The organism is Pseudomonas sp. GW822-FHT03F08, from assembly GCF_058801265.1.
In genome coordinates this window covers 24,236-38,429 of the sequence record NZ_JBXANC010000010.1, presented here as the reverse complement: position 1 = coordinate 38,429, position 14,194 = coordinate 24,236, and the positions used below count along the sequence as shown (strand labels likewise).

Annotated in this window: 16 protein-coding genes; 10 read left to right on the top strand and 6 right to left on the bottom strand. The window is 59.0% G+C overall.

What is annotated here, in order from left to right; genetic code table 11:
- Nucleotides 1-27 precede the first annotated feature (27 nt).
- Entirely contained in the window at nt 28-516 is a 489-nt protein-coding gene (locus tag AC1RME_RS23545) for a DUF3015 domain-containing protein (protein WP_025108775.1), read from the bottom strand.
- A gap of 321 nt (nt 517-837) precedes the next feature.
- On the opposite strand from AC1RME_RS23545, the gene AC1RME_RS23540 reads away from it, so the two are divergent.
- Nucleotides 838-3,276: a Lon protease family protein gene (locus AC1RME_RS23540; RefSeq protein WP_096820856.1), complete on the top strand. Its 2,439-nt coding sequence runs from the start codon at nt 838-840 to the stop codon at nt 3,274-3,276.
- 243 nt (nt 3,277-3,519) lie between these two features.
- The gene (locus tag AC1RME_RS23535; protein ID WP_085732860.1) at nt 3,520-3,849 is read left to right on the top strand and encodes a PA4575 family protein; all 330 of its coding nucleotides are present in this window, start codon (nt 3,520-3,522) and stop codon (nt 3,847-3,849) included.
- Nucleotides 3,850-3,859: 10 nt separating this feature from the next.
- Here AC1RME_RS23535 and AC1RME_RS23530 read toward each other — a convergent pair whose 3' ends face one another.
- The gene (locus AC1RME_RS23530) at nt 3,860-5,689 is read right to left on the bottom strand and encodes a hypothetical protein (RefSeq protein ID WP_493066478.1); all 1,830 of its coding nucleotides are present in this window, start codon (nt 5,687-5,689) and stop codon (nt 3,860-3,862) included.
- A gap of 162 nt (nt 5,690-5,851) precedes the next feature.
- On the opposite strand from AC1RME_RS23530, the gene AC1RME_RS23525 reads away from it, so the two are divergent.
- From AC1RME_RS23525 to bamJ, 3 genes are all read left to right on the top strand, one after another.
- On the top strand, nt 5,852-6,340 hold the full coding sequence (locus tag AC1RME_RS23525; RefSeq protein WP_096820858.1) for a TIGR00645 family protein: 489 nt from the start codon (nt 5,852-5,854) through the stop codon (nt 6,338-6,340).
- A 135-nt stretch (nt 6,341-6,475) separates the two neighbouring features.
- Nucleotides 6,476-6,781 carry a DUF6482 family protein gene (locus AC1RME_RS23520; protein WP_096820859.1) on the top strand — a complete coding sequence of 102 codons (306 nt, stop codon included), beginning with the start codon at nt 6,476-6,478 and terminating at the stop codon, nt 6,779-6,781.
- Between the two features lie 126 nt (nt 6,782-6,907).
- Complete coding sequence (gene bamJ / locus AC1RME_RS23515) at nt 6,908-7,525, top strand: BamJ family beta-barrel-assembly machinery protein (RefSeq protein WP_096820860.1); 618 nt, start codon at nt 6,908-6,910, stop codon at nt 7,523-7,525.
- A 49-nt stretch (nt 7,526-7,574) separates the two neighbouring features.
- On the opposite strand, the gene AC1RME_RS23510 is transcribed toward bamJ, so the two are convergent.
- From AC1RME_RS23510 to AC1RME_RS23500, 3 genes are all read right to left on the bottom strand, one after another.
- The gene (locus AC1RME_RS23510; RefSeq protein ID WP_039771721.1) at nt 7,575-7,832 is read right to left on the bottom strand and encodes a PA4570 family protein; all 258 of its coding nucleotides are present in this window, start codon (nt 7,830-7,832) and stop codon (nt 7,575-7,577) included.
- Nucleotides 7,833-8,039: 207 nt separating this feature from the next.
- On the bottom strand, nt 8,040-8,381 hold the full coding sequence (locus tag AC1RME_RS23505; RefSeq protein WP_007950963.1) for a zinc ribbon domain-containing protein YjdM: 342 nt from the start codon (nt 8,379-8,381) through the stop codon (nt 8,040-8,042).
- A 125-nt stretch (nt 8,382-8,506) separates the two neighbouring features.
- A complete protein-coding gene (locus AC1RME_RS23500; protein ID WP_096820861.1) occupies nt 8,507-9,475 on the bottom strand; it encodes a polyprenyl synthetase family protein in 969 nt (322 codons plus the stop codon).
- A gap of 239 nt (nt 9,476-9,714) precedes the next feature.
- Between AC1RME_RS23500 and rplU the strand changes: the two genes are divergently transcribed.
- From rplU to AC1RME_RS23475, 5 genes are all read left to right on the top strand, one after another.
- Nucleotides 9,715-10,029, top strand: a complete 315-nt coding sequence (gene rplU, locus AC1RME_RS23495; RefSeq protein WP_007950961.1) for a 50S ribosomal protein L21 — start codon at nt 9,715-9,717, stop codon at nt 10,027-10,029.
- Between the two features lie 34 nt (nt 10,030-10,063).
- The gene (gene rpmA / locus AC1RME_RS23490; RefSeq protein ID WP_016773121.1) at nt 10,064-10,321 is read left to right on the top strand and encodes a 50S ribosomal protein L27; all 258 of its coding nucleotides are present in this window, start codon (nt 10,064-10,066) and stop codon (nt 10,319-10,321) included.
- Between the two features lie 193 nt (nt 10,322-10,514).
- Nucleotides 10,515-11,738, top strand: coding sequence for an Obg family GTPase CgtA (gene cgtA / locus AC1RME_RS23485; RefSeq protein WP_096820862.1), 1,224 nt, complete (start codon nt 10,515-10,517; stop codon nt 11,736-11,738).
- A 137-nt stretch (nt 11,739-11,875) separates the two neighbouring features.
- Nucleotides 11,876-12,994, top strand: a complete 1,119-nt coding sequence (gene proB / locus AC1RME_RS23480; RefSeq protein ID WP_085689726.1) for a glutamate 5-kinase — start codon at nt 11,876-11,878, stop codon at nt 12,992-12,994.
- A gap of 11 nt (nt 12,995-13,005) precedes the next feature.
- Nucleotides 13,006-13,470, top strand: coding sequence for a CreA family protein (locus tag AC1RME_RS23475; protein WP_102621102.1), 465 nt, complete (start codon nt 13,006-13,008; stop codon nt 13,468-13,470).
- Between the two features lie 115 nt (nt 13,471-13,585).
- Here AC1RME_RS23475 and rpsT read toward each other — a convergent pair whose 3' ends face one another.
- On the bottom strand, nt 13,586-13,858 hold the full coding sequence (gene rpsT / locus AC1RME_RS23470) for a 30S ribosomal protein S20 (protein ID WP_003228351.1): 273 nt from the start codon (nt 13,856-13,858) through the stop codon (nt 13,586-13,588).
- Between the last annotated feature and the right edge of the window lie 336 nt (nt 13,859-14,194).

The following is a 14,194-nucleotide window of genomic DNA, read 5'->3' as shown; positions in this document are numbered from 1 at the left end:
TCCCGAAAGAAGCGGGTGGGGTCGAGCTTAAGCCTGAGTCGCGTACTTGGCCAGACGAGGGTCTGCTTTCAGGACGGCCAGGGTGTTGGTATGCACGTCTTCGGCGGTCACGTCAGCCTTGCTGAAGATCTGCTGGAAGTGCTCGTGAGTGACGGCGGCGAAGTGCGCACGGTCTTCCGGCGCCACGCCCAGTACCACGGCATAGGTCGTCAGCGCTTCGCCGTTGCCTTTTGCCATGTCTTCGGACAGCTCGTTCATCATGCCATTCATGGCAAACCAGGATTTGCCGCCATAGGTCAGCGACGCGTTGGTGGAGCAACCGTTGGTGCCGGAAGTCATGCCGAACGTCGCGTTGCCGGAGGTGCCGTTAGTGGTGGATGCCAGGAAGTGAGCCGGGGTGCCACGCTGACCTTCGAACAGCATGTTGCCCCAACCGCAATCCGGACCGCCTGGCGCCTGAGCCATGGCGTTGAGTGATACAACGGTGAAGAGAGTACCGAGAAGAATCCGTTTCATAGCTTTGTTCTCTTTGTGTGCATACCAATGGACAGGGTTCTGGCCCCGCTCTCTACCGAAAAACGCCGCTTGGCGATTTTTCGTACAGACCTTGTGGCGCCAGTGGGCCGGTATTAGTTCCAGCCGCGCAGTTTGGAGTTTAGGCACGTTCCGGCGGTTCCGTGATTTTTTGCACAATATTTGGAATAAACCCCGGTTCCACGGGGCCGGCCGCGGGGTTGGCCGGTTGTCTATGCTTTGTCGTGTGGCGCGCCTTGCCAGTGGGGCACGGGCAGCGCCAGAATGCCGCTATCTGCCCCGCCTGATTGTTAAGGAAGCCCGATGCCTGATCCTGTTGCTGCCAGCTTGCGTCTAGCGCCCGAAGCGCTGACCCGTCCGTTTTCCGCTGAACAGTTCAGCTTCACTACCACCAATGATCTGGAGCCCTTTCGCGGTGTGCTTGGCCAGGAACGTGCGGTCGAAGCCTTGCAGTTCGGTGTGGCCATGCCACGCCCCGGTTACAACGTATTCGTCATGGGCGAGCCCGGCACCGGCCGTTTCTCGTTCGTCAAACGCTACCTGAAGGCCGAAGGCAAACGCCTGCAGACCCCGGCGGACTGGGTCTACGTCAACAATTTCGATGAGCCGCGCGAACCTCGCGCCCTGGAGTTGCCGTCGGGCACTGCCGCTGCGTTCATCGGTGACATCAACGGCTTGATCGACAACTTGCTGTCGACTTTTCCCGCCGTGTTCGAACACCCGTCCTACCAGCAGAAGAAAAGTGCCATCGACCGCGCCTTCAACCAGCGCTACGACAAGGCGCTGGACATCATCGAGCGTCTGGCCCTGGAAAAAGACGTCGCCCTTTACCGCGACAGCAGCAACATCGCGTTCACGCCGATGCTCGAAGGCAAGGCGCTGGACGAGGCCGAATTCGCCCAGTTGCCGGAAGCCGAGCGCGAGCGTTTTCACGAGGACATTTCCGGCCTCGAAGAACGCCTGAACGAAGAGCTCGCCAGCCTGCCGCAATGGAAGCGCGAGTCGAGCAATCAGTTGCGTCAGCTCAACGAAGAAACCATCACGTTGGCCCTGCAACCATTGCTTTCGCCGCTGTCGGAAAAGTACGCGGAAAACGCGGCGGTCTGCGGTTATCTGCAAGCCGTGCAGGTTTACCTGCTGAAAACCGTGGTCGAGCAACTGGTCGATGACAGCAAGACCGATGCAGTCGCACGCAAGCTGCTGGAAGAACAATACGCGCCGAGCCTGGTGGTCGGGCATCCGAGCAGCGGCGGTGCGCCGGTGGTGTTCGAGCCGCATCCGACGTATGAAAACCTGTTCGGCCGCATCGAATACACCACCGATCAGGGCGCGCTCTACACCACGTATCGCCAATTGCGTCCGGGTGCGCTGCACCGCGCCAACGGTGGTTTCCTGATCCTTGAAGCGGAAAAAATGCTCGGCGAGCCGTTCGTGTGGGATGCGCTCAAGCGCGCCCTGCAATCGCGCAAGCTGAAAATGGAATCGCCACTGGGCGAGATGGGCCGTTTCGCCACCGTGACGCTCAATCCGCAGTTCATTCCGTTGAATGTCAAAGTCATCATCATCGGTGCGCGGTCGCTGTATTACACGTTGCAGGATCTCGATCCGGACTTCCAGGAGATGTTCCGCGTCCTGGTGGATTTCGACGAAGACATCCCGATGGTCGACGAAAGCCTGGAGCAGTTTGCCCAGTTGCTGAAAACCCGTACTTCGGAAGAAGGCATGGCGCCGCTGACCGCCGACGCGGTGGCGCGTCTGGCGACCTACAGTGCGCGTCTGGCCGAGCACCAGGGGCGTTTGTCGGCGCGTATCGGTGATCTGTTCCAGCTGGTCAGCGAGGCGGATTTCATTCGGCATCTGGCCAACGATGAAATGACCGACGCCGGCCACATCGAGCGCGCCCTGAAGGCCAAGGCCACTCGCACCGGCCGGGTGTCGGCGCGAATTCTCGACGACATGCTGGCGGGGATCATCCTGATCGACACCGATGGCGCGGCGGTCGGCAAGTGCAACGGCCTGACCGTGCTCGAAGTCGGCGACTCGGCATTCGGTGTGCCGGCGCGTATTTCCGCCACGGTGTACCCGGGCGGCAGCGGCATCGTCGACATCGAGCGTGAGGTCAACCTCGGTCAGCCGATCCACTCCAAGGGCGTGATGATCCTCACCGGGTATCTGGGCAGCCGTTACGCCCAGGAATTCCCGCTGGCGATTTCCGCGAGCATCGCGCTGGAGCAATCCTACGGCTACGTCGATGGCGACAGTGCGTCCCTGGGCGAGGCCTGCACGCTGATTTCGGCCTTGTCGAAAACCCCGCTCAAGCAGTGTTTTGCGATCACCGGTTCGATCAACCAGTTCGGCGAAGTGCAGGCGGTGGGCGGGGTCAACGAGAAGATCGAAGGCTTCTTCCGCCTCTGCGAAGCACGCGGGCTGACGGGCGAGCAGGGCGCGATCATTCCGCAAGCCAACGTGGCCACGCTGATGCTTGATGAAAAGGTGTTGGCGGCGGTGCGCGCCGGGCAGTTCCACGTTTACGCGGTGCGTCAGGCGGACGAAGCGTTGAGCCTGTTGGTGGGTGAGCCTGCCGGTGAGCCGAACGAGGAGGGCGAATTCCCGGAAGGTAGCGTCAACGCACGGGTGGTGGAGCGTTTGCGGGTGATTGCCGAGATGATCAGCGAAGAAGACCTGAAAGAAGCCGAGAAGGAACTGGCGCAGGAGGCGCTGGCGGAGGCCAAACCAGCTTAAGTCAGGCGGCAGTCAATAAAATGGGAGCCTTGTGCTCCCATTTTGTTTTGTCGCGAACGTCGGCAAAAGTGCCATCACTCTGGCGTCAATATTCACACAATGACCATTCGGCGCCTTCTGGTTCTGTGCGGCTTGCGCGGCGGACTTTTCTTCTATTCTCTGCTCAAGGACATCGACAGTATCACGGGATCGAAACAGCCCTTCAGCAAGGGCTGAACACCGGCTTTACCGAGGGTCGCCGCCATGTCGCGCAACCTTTGCCTCACCCGTCAGTGCCTGGGTCTCGTGACCCGTATCGAATGCGCCATCAAGCCGTTGGCCGGCGATAACGGCATGTGGACATTGCTCTTCGCCGCCGGCATGGCCGGCGAACAACCTTCCGCCATCAAGGCTCAGGGCCCGTTTCATGGGCCGATCGCCGCCGAATCGATCCTCGATACCATCGTCGAAAGCCTGACGATGCACGGCTACGAGCTGGCCAATGATCCGCAGATCTGGTCCCTGCACCTGCAAGCCCAGCTACGGCAGATCAACGGTGGACGTGGGCGCAGCATCGGCGTTTTTGACCACTAGCTAGCGCCGATCATGGCGCAGCACCTTGTGTGTGGGCCTTGTCGAGTTTGACCTCAAAGCCGTACTGCACGGTGGCGAGGTCGGTTCGCTGATAGGTTTCCACGTGCGTCGGGCGGCCGTAGAAATAATGCACGCCGAACAGCGCCGGGCCTTCTGCGCTCGTGTCGTGGCTGACCGAAAGAATCTGTTTCAGGTAGTTGCCACTGTCGTCCTTGACGAAGAATCGCCATTCGTTGGCCGGGAACAGTTTCAGATCCACCACCAGTGCGTTGTTCCTGATTTCCAGGCCTTTGGGCAACGCCTTGGCTTCGAAGGCCTGCTTCTCCACCGTGGCCAGAAACAGCGGCATCGAGCCGACGGCAATCGCCGGGGTTTCCGGGAACAGGTTCAAGTCATAGGTGATGGTCGCCTGCAGCGGGTCCACCTGATAGGCCTCGGCCGGCAGTTCGATCGGTTCGTTGAGTTTGCCGCTGGTTTTTTCGGTGAAGAACGTCACCGGGCTTTCGCCGGGGGCCAGGTCGTCGCCCAGCAGTTCGTCATTGAAGGTTTTGCGGTGATCGAACTCGATGCGCGCGGCACTGGGCTCCTCCACTGACTGGCGGATATGGATGCTTTTTTTCAGCTCGTCCTCGGTCAGTGACGCACCTTTAAGCCAGTTGGGCGCCTGGTCGTCGTAGACGGTGATCGCCAGATCCAGCGGTTGCACGGTTTTCGCCGTGGTGTGCGAGTCGAACTCGCGGACCGGCAGGTCCAGTGGCTTACGGGTGACGGTGGCTTCGGAAAAGTCCAGAACGCTGACTTCGAGGGTATCGATCGGGCCGTTGAAGTAGACCTTGTTGTAGCGGCGCGGATGCTGTTGCTCGAAGGCGTGCTGGTCGTCGTTCAGTTGTTTTTCCAGTGCTTCGCTCCAGGCTTTTTGCTGTTGCAGGTGCACCAGTTGTTTTTGATAGAAGCCGACCTGCTCGGGGCTCTCGTTGATGGCGCCGGCGCGCACCAGGTACTGGCCGGTCGTGTCGCGGGCCTGGACGATCAGCGGATTGAGCGGGGTGTTGGCGACTTCCGGGGCGAGCGGCAGGCTGTTGCTGAACTCGACTTCGGCGTAGTTCTTTTCCAGCTTCAGCAAGGTCACGCTGAGGTTGGCGTCGGTTCGGGTCTGGCCGATGTCCTTTTTGCCCAGATCGAAACTGTGCAGGCGTTTCGGGGCGATGACTTCAACCTGGCCTTGCAGGCTCACGGGGCGCGGCCGGGTTTTCTTGTCGACATCCAGGCCTTCGATGAACGGGTAGGTCACGGTCAGGTCATCGGGGTTGGTGACGTTGGAACTAGACGGGCTCAACTGAATGCCCGGATCGGTTTCCGACCATTCCGGCTGGTAGGCGATCACCCGCTTGTTGCTCAACGTCACCGATTGCCATTCCACGCCGTGGGGGAACAGGAACCCGCCGGGAATGTTGAGGTTGAAGGGGAACACCGGTTGCAGGTCGGTGAGGTAGTCGGAGCTGGCATCCTTGTGCAGCACGAACAGGCCGTTGATGAAGGTGTCGACCAGCGCCTGAGGCGTCGGGTAATGCTTGAGCACGCCGAGGGCGTCTTCGCCGTATTCGGTTCTGGGCGGTTTGTTGTCGAGTCGTTGCTGCGCGCGCTCCAGCAGCAGTAACGAGCCGCCAAGTTCGGTCACGGCATCCTTGAGTTTCGGGTCGGTGATCGCGTCCAGGGACTGTTCGAACTGTGCAGTCTTTTCTTCGAGGCTGAGCGGGTGTTTTTCCTCACCGGGCGAGCAGCCGCCGATCATCAGGGCGAAGCAAATTCCGGCAGTCGTTAACGGCAATCGCACATCCATTTCCAGTCGTCCTGTCCACTGTCACTGGGCTGTCAATGGTTTGGACACTAGCAGAAAAACTTTGTCACACACACGCAGGTAGCGGATTTCCGGGCGGTTTCTGGCTGTCATGGGGGACTGGTATACTCGCCGCCGATTACAACCCCCCTTGTGTGAGAGTCAATGGAACGCTTTATCGAAAATGCAATGTACGCCTCGCGCTGGCTGCTGGCGCCGATCTATATCGGGCTGTCTCTCGGGCTGCTGGCGCTGGCATTGAAATTCTTCCAGGAAGTGTTTCATGTCATTCCCAACGTGTTCTCCATGGCCGAGTCCGAGCTGATTCTGGTGCTGCTGTCGCTGATCGACATGGCGCTGGTGGGCGGTTTGCTGGTGATGGTGATGATTTCCGGCTACGAGAACTTCGTGTCCGAGCTGAACATCGACGAAGGCAAAGAGAAGCTCAGTTGGCTGGGCACCATGGACTCCTCGTCGCTGAAGATGAAAGTGGCGGCGTCGATCGTGGCGATTTCCTCGATCCATCTGCTGCGGATCTTCATGGATGCCAAGAACGTCGATCCCGAGCATCTGATGTGGTACGTGATCATCCACATGACTTTCGTGATCTCGGCGTTTGCCATGGGTTATCTGGACAAACTCACCAAGCACTGATGAGTTGTCAAAGGCTGTAACAAAACCGCCCGTCTGTTGCGAAACAGACGGGCGGTGTCGTTTATGGCTTGTGCTTTGTAGCGCCGAGGCATATCCCTGTAGGCGTCCCGGCTCGCCACTGTGTGAGGTGCGTTCATGAACCTGCAAGAATTGAATGCGTTTGCCATCGCCAAGAAGGTCGATGAGTTGAACCTGATCTCCATGGAGGGCGGCATCTATCTGCTGGAGGCGCGCATGCATGGCGCGGCGTACCCGCTGAGTGATCCACAGGGCAAGATGCTGATGCTGCGCTCGGTGGAGCATGCGCGGGATGTGCTTCACAGCTTTCCGGTGCTGCCGTTCAATCTCGTTCACACCTCGGTGCACGATGAAATGTGCGGTCTGGGCGCCAGCGGTGAAGAAAGCCTGAAAGTCCCGCTGGCCTGGCGCTCGGCACTGTAGGCCCGAGGGTCTGATCAATGCCGGAACAACTGTGCTAGTCTGCTCGCCCTTTTGGTTCCGGGCGCGCCGGGACGCGCTGTGCACGCACGGCATGTCCTGAGGCCGTCCGCACAGCGGAGCAGTGTCATGTCCGAAGTAAATCTGTCCACCGACGAAACCCGCGTCAGCTACGGTATCGGCCGTCAGCTGGGTGACCAGCTGCGCGACAACCCGCCACCGGGTGTCAGCCTGGACGCCATCCTGGCCGGTCTGACCGACGCATTCGCCGGCAAGCCAAGCCGTGTGGGTCAGGACGAATTGTCCGCCAGCTTCAAAGTGATCCGCGAGATCATGCAAGCCGAAGCCGCTGCCAAGGCTGAAGCCGCCGCTGGCGAAGGTCGTGCGTTCCTGGCTGAAAACGCCAAGAAAGACGGCATCACCACCCTGGCTTCCGGTCTGCAATTCGAAGTGCTGACTCAGGGCGAAGGCGCCAAGCCATCCCGTGAAGACACCGTGCGTACTCACTACCACGGCACGCTGATCGACGGCACCGTATTCGACAGCTCCTACGAGCGTGGCCAGCCTGCTGAATTCCCGGTTGGCGGCGTAATCGCCGGCTGGACCGAAGCCCTGCAACTGATGAATGCCGGCAGCAAATGGCGTCTGTACGTGCCGAGCGAACTGGCTTACGGCGCTCAAGGCGTTGGCAGCATCCCGCCGCACAGCGTTCTGGTGTTCGACGTCGAGCTGCTCGACGTTCTGTAATCCCGTTACCCTGCACAAGCGTGGCTTGTGCAGGGTTTCTCCGCCGTTCTCATACTTCGATCTTGTGATGCAGCTCACTGGTCGGGCGCAACGCCCGGGCATAGCAGAACAGGAACAGATTGCGCACCAGCTCCTTGAGCACCAACGGTTCACTGGAACTCAGGCCGCTGACGTCCAGATCCCCTTGATCCTGCAACTCGTGCAGGGCTTCTTCTTCCAGCACCGCGCAGACTTCACCGGTTTCCCGATGCAGAATCCTGAGGTACGGGTGCGGGCGATCCAGCCAGGCGTCGATCAAATAAGTCATGGTTCTCATCTCCATTGAAAGGGTTTCAATGAGAATAATTCTTATTCGTCAAATAGCAAGCGTCTATTGGCGGTTCGTGATTTTTTATGGGTAAAGATTGCGTAAGGTCAAAACGACTGGCGTTTGGCTACTGCGTGGATTTGCTGGCGAGGCGGGGGGAGGGCGAAGCTCCATCCCGCGACGGGCGCGGGATGGAAGACAGCATATTCAGACTTTTCTGACGAACTCGGATTTGAGTTTCATCGGGCCGATGCCGTCGATCTTGCAGTCGATGTCGTGGTCGCCGTCGCACAGGCGGATGTTCTTGACCTTGGTGCCGACCTTGACCACCAGCGAGGTACCTTTGACCTTCAGGTCCTTGATCACGGTGATGGTGTCGCCGTCCTGCAGGACGTTGCCGACCGAGTCTTTCTTTACGGCATCATCGGACGCCACTTCGGCTTCGCCGCCGGCAGACCACTCGTGGGCGCACTCCGGGCACACCAGTTGGGTGCCGTCTTCGTAGGTGTATTCGGAATTGCATTTCGGGCAGGGTGGCAACGTGCTCACTAAGGCTCCTTGGAGAGGGGGTCGTTAAAAGTCGCACATTGTATAAGGTTTTAGCTGCAGATGGCAGGCAACAAAAAACCGCAGGCTCCGACGGAGGCTGCGGTTTCTTGATGACAAGGCGTTGATCAGTGCGTGCGGGCGACCGCGAACTCGCTCAATTCAACCAGTGCATCGCGGTATTCGCTGGCCGGCAGCGTTTCGAGGCACTTGATCGCACGGGCCACGTAGTTACGGGCCAGCTGTGCGGTGTATTCCAGAGAGCCGGACGCTTCCACGGCGATGCGGATGCTTTCCAGGTCTTCGATTCCGCCTTTCTGGATCGCCTGGCGTACCAGTGCGGCTTGCTCCGGCGTGCCTTCGCGCATGGTGTAGATCAGCGGCAGGGTCGGCTTGCCTTCGGCCAGATCGTCACCGACGTTCTTGCCCAGGGTTTCGGCGTCGCCCTTGTAGTCGAGCAGGTCGTCGACCAGTTGGAACGCCACGCCCAGGTGATCACCGAAGGTGCGCAGGGCTTCGCTCTGCTCGGCGGTCGCACCGGCCAGTGCCGCGGCGCTGTGGGTCGACGCTTCGAAAAGCATCGCGGTCTTGCCGCGGATGACTTCCATGTAGGTTTCTTCGGTGGTGCTGGCGTCGCGAACCTTGGACAACTGCAGCACTTCGCCTTCGGCGATGATGCGCGTGGCCTGGGACAGGATCTTCATCACCGGCATCGAACCCAGTTCGACCATCATTTCGAACGAGCGCGAATACAGGAAATCGCCGACCAGCACGCTCGGGGCGTTGCCCCACATGGCGTTGGCGGTCGAACGGCCACGGCGCATGCCGGACATGTCGACCACGTCGTCATGCAGCAGGGTGGCGGTGTGCAGGAATTCGATGGTGGCGGCCAGCAGGCGCATGTCGTCGCCTTCGCGACCCAGGGCCTTGCCACACAGCAGCACCAATAAAGGACGCAGGCGTTTTCCGCCGGCCGACGTGATGTAATCGCCGATTTTCGATACCAGCGGCACTCGGGAAGTCAGCTGCTTCTTGATGATGCCGTCGACGGCGCTAAAATCGTCCGCCACCGCGCGGTAGAAAGCTTGGGGTTGCATCAGCGACAGGTGCTCCAGAAGGGTTGCGCGGCATGCTAGGACCCACGTCCGGGCCTGTCAAGGCGCGATGGACGGCCACTTGCATGACTCTTGTAGCTTGCGTACAATCGCGCACCCTGAACTTCCTGGGCAGCACCTGCCTTACGCAATTGCAATCGGGCCTCCAGCCCAATGCAGCCATGCCAGCCAATACCTCTTCTTATAAAGAGCTGGGTGAGCAGGATTATCGGAGAAATACCATGTCTTATGCAGTAATCGTTACTGGTGGCAAGCAGTACAAAGTTGCACCAGGTGAATACCTGAAGATCGAAAAACTGGAAGTCGCTACTGGCGAATCCGTAACTTTTGATCGCGTTCTGTTGGTTGCCAATGGCGACGACGTGAATATCGGCGCTCCAGTTGTTGCTGGCGCTACCGTTGTGGCTGAAGTGATCTCCCAAGGTCGTCACGATAAAGTTCGCATCATCAAGTTCCGTCGTCGTAAGCACCACATGAAGCGTATGGGCCACCGCCAGTGGTACACCGAGATCAAAATCACCGGTATTCAGGCTTAATTTCAGCCTAATTCCTCACTAGGAGAATTGACTCATGGCACACAAAAAAGCTGGTGGTAGTACCCGTAACGGTCGCGACTCAGAAGCCAAACGCCTTGGCGTGAAGATGTATGGCGGCCAGGTCATCAAGGCCGGCAACATCATCGTGCGTCAGCGCGGCACCCAATTCCACGCTGGCTACGGCGTTGGCATGGGTAAAGATCACACCCTCTTCGCGAAAATCGAAGGCGTGATCAAGTTTGAAGTAAAAGGCGCCTTCGGTCGTCGTTACGTGAGCGTAATCGCAGCCTAACTGCGAGAGTGCTGGAGAAGCCCTGTCTTGCGACGGGGCTTTTTCGTTTGTGGGGTGAGTCTCTTGCAAAGCTGTTTGTATGGGCTGCCGGCGTGCGATGCAGGTCGTGGATTGGGGTCGCTGCGCTCATTTTTGCAAGAGTCTTATGTCTTGATTGTTTTTCGGCTCGTCCGTACGGCGAGAGGCGTTGGTTATGAAGTTTGTTGATGAAGTATCGATTCGCGTAAAAGCTGGCGACGGTGGCAATGGCGCCATGAGTTTCCGTCGGGAAAAATTCATTGAAAACGGTGGCCCGAACGGCGGTGACGGCGGTGACGGCGGTTCCATCTTCATGATGGCCGACGAAAACCTGAACACCCTGGTGGACTACCGCTACACCCGGCATTTCGACGCCGAGCGTGGTTCCAACGGCGGCAGCACCGACTGCACCGGCAAGAAGGGTGAAGACTTGATCCTGCGCGTGCCGGTCGGCACCACGGTGATTGACTCCGCCACCCAGGAAGTCATCGGTGACCTGACCAAGGCCGGTCAGAAACTGATGGTGGTTCAGGGCGGCTGGCACGGTCTGGGCAACACTCGTTTCAAATCCAGTACCAACCGTGCGCCGCGTCAGACCACGCCGGGCAAGCCGGGCGAGCAGCGCGACCTGAAACTGGAAATGAAGGTTCTGGCCGACGTCGGTCTGCTGGGCCTGCCGAACGCCGGTAAAAGTACCTTTATCCGTTCGGTATCGGCTGCCAAGCCGAAAGTCGCCGATTACCCGTTCACCACGCTGGTGCCAAACCTGGGTGTGGTCAGCGTCGATCGCTGGAAAAGCTTCGTCATCGCCGACATTCCGGGTCTGATCGAAGGTGCTTCCGACGGTGCCGGTCTCGGTATCCGTTTCCTCAAGCACTTGGCGCGTACCCGTCTGCTGCTGCACCTCGTGGACATGGCGCCGCTGGATGATGCCAGTGCACCGGATGCCGCTGAAGTGATCGTCAACGAGCTGATCAAGTTCAGCCCGTCACTGGCCGAGCGTGATCGCTGGCTGGTGCTGAACAAGTGCGACCAGATCCTTGAAGAAGAGCACGATGCTCGCGTCAAGGAAATCGTCGATCGTCTGGAGTGGACCGGTCCGGTCTACGTGATCTCGGCCATCTCCAAGCTGGGTACCGAGCGTCTTTGCCACGACATCATGCGTTATATGGAAGATCGTGCCGATCGCCTGGCCAATGACCCGGCCTACAAGGAAGAGCTGGCCGATCTCGATCAGCGCATCGAAGACGAAGCCCGTGCTCAGTTGCAGGCGCTGGATGACAAGCGTGCCCTGCGTCGCAGCGGCGTGAAGTCGGTCCACGATATCGGCGACGATGACTGGGACGAAGAAGATGTGGATGACGAAGACGGTCCGGAAATCATTTACGTGCGTGACTGATTCGTTGAAGTAAACTTAAGCGCCGCTCAATCGAGCGGCGTTTTAGTATCTGGAAATCGATCGTTGGTCACGAATAACCACGAATAACGTCACGGGCAGCGCTGGGTCGCGCTGCCCTCAAGCTAAGGTTGAAGATGATGCGGAGCAAAGTGACAGGTGCGCAGCGTTGGGTCGTGAAGATCGGCAGCGCTTTGCTGACAGCGGATGGCAAGGGGCTTGATCGCGCGGCAATGGGTGTCTGGGTCGAGCAGATGGTGGCCTTGCATGAGGCTGGCGTCGAGTTGGTGCTGGTGTCCTCCGGGGCGGTGGCGGCCGGCATGAGCCGCTTGGGCTGGACCGCACGACCCAGTGCGATGCACGAGCTCCAGGCCGCTGCTGCAATCGGTCAGATGGGCTTGGTGCAGGCCTGGGAATCGAGCTTTGCCGAGCATGGCCGGCACACCGCGCAGATTCTCCTGACTCACGACGACCTGTCCGATCGCAAGCGCTACCTGAACGCCCGCAGCACCTTGCGTGCGCTGGTCGAGCTGAAGGTCATCCCGGTGATCAACGAAAACGACACTGTGGTCACCGACGAAATCCGTTTCGGCGACAACGACACGCTCGCCGCGCTGGTGGCCAACCTGGTCGAGGCTGATCTGCTGGTGATCCTGACGGATCGCGACGGCATGTTCGATGCCGATCCGCGCAACAATCCCGACGCGCAATTGATTTACGAAGCGCGCGCCGATGATCCGAGCCTGGATGCGGTGGCGGGTGGCACCGGCGGTGCGCTGGGTCGTGGCGGCATGCAGACCAAGTTGCGCGCGGCGCGTCTGGCGGCCCGTTCCGGGGCGCACACCATTATTGTCGGTGGGCGTCTGGAGCGAGTGCTCGATCGTCTGAAAGCGGGCGAGCGAATCGGTACGTTGCTGTCGCCTGAGCGCGGGATGCTGGCGGCACGCAAGCAGTGGCTGGCCGGGCATCTTCAAACTCGTGGCACGCTGGTGCTGGATGATGGTGCGGTCTCGGCGTTGTCCCAGGGCAACAAAAGCTTGCTGCCGGTCGGCGTCAAGTTGGTGCAGGGCAGTTTCCGTCGCGGCGAAATGGTGGTTTGCGTGGCGCCGGACGGTCGAGAAATCGCCCGTGGCCTGGCCAACTACAGCGCGCTGGAAGCACAAAAAATCATCGGTCAGTCGTCAGATGCGATTGTCGGTTTGCTGGGTTACATGGCTGAGCCGGAACTGGTTCACCGTGACAACCTGATTCTTGTTTGAGGAAACGCGCAATGCGCATGGCAAAAGGATTGTTGGGCTTGCTGATGGCGTTGCCATTGCTGGCCTCGGCCGAGGAAATCGGCCAGGTATCGACGGTGTTCAAGTTTGTCGGGCCGAACGACCGGATTGTGGTCGAGGCGTTCGATGATCCGAAAGTCGAGGGTGTGACCTGTTATCTGTCGCGCGCCAAGACTGGTGGCGTGAAGGGTGGCTTGGGGTTGGCCGAGGATCGTGCCGAGGCGTCCATTGCTTGTCGTCAGGTGGGTTCTATCAACTTCAAGGGTGAGTTGAAGGATGGCGAAGAGGTGTTCAAGGAGCGCACTTCGCTGGTGTTCAAGACCATGCAGGTGGTGCGTTTCCTCGACAAGAAGCGCAATACGCTGGTTTATCTGGTCTATAGCGATCGCCTGATCGAGGGTAGTCCGCAGAATGCGGTGACAGCGATCCCGATTCTGCCGTGGGCGCCAGTCCATTAATTTGGACGTAAATAAAAAGGGGAGCCGTTGGCTCCTCTTTTTTTTGCGTTGTTTTCAGCAAATCGCAGGCAATAAAAAACCGACCCTGAGGTCGGTTTTTTAATGACTACGTCGCTTAGGCAGCTTCTTTCAGTGCCTTGACGTGGCCATTCAGACGGCTCTTATGACGAGCAGCCTTGTTCTTGTGGATGATGCCTTTATCGGCCATGCGGTCGATAACTGGCACAGCCAGAACGTATGCAGCTTGAGCTTTTTCAGCGTCTTTTGCGTCGATGGCTTTAACTACATTCTTGATGTAGGTACGAACCATGGAACGCAGGCTGGCGTTGTGGCTGCGACGCTTCTCAGCCTGTTTTGCACGTTTTTTGGCGGAAGGTGAGTTGGCCACCGTCGAGCTCCTCGAAAGACTTTTTAGGAAATAGCAAACAAAATAGGCCGCGAATCATGCCGATGAAGAGAAGTCTTGTCAAGGGCGGTCGAAACGTTCCGCTAAGTGGTAGGTTCCGACCCCATGAAAACTACTGCGCTCGACAATACTGCGTTGAAATCAGGCTCGAAATGCTCATTGACGTTCGTCAACTCCGCTTTCTCGCCTGTTTTCGCCTTGTCTTGCCTTCGCTCGTCACGTTTTCATGCGGTCGGTGGCTCAGAATATTTATTTCCGGCGCTTGACCTGTAAACTCGCGAGCTTTGGCTCTGTGCTGTTGCGGCGCGGAGTATCGCA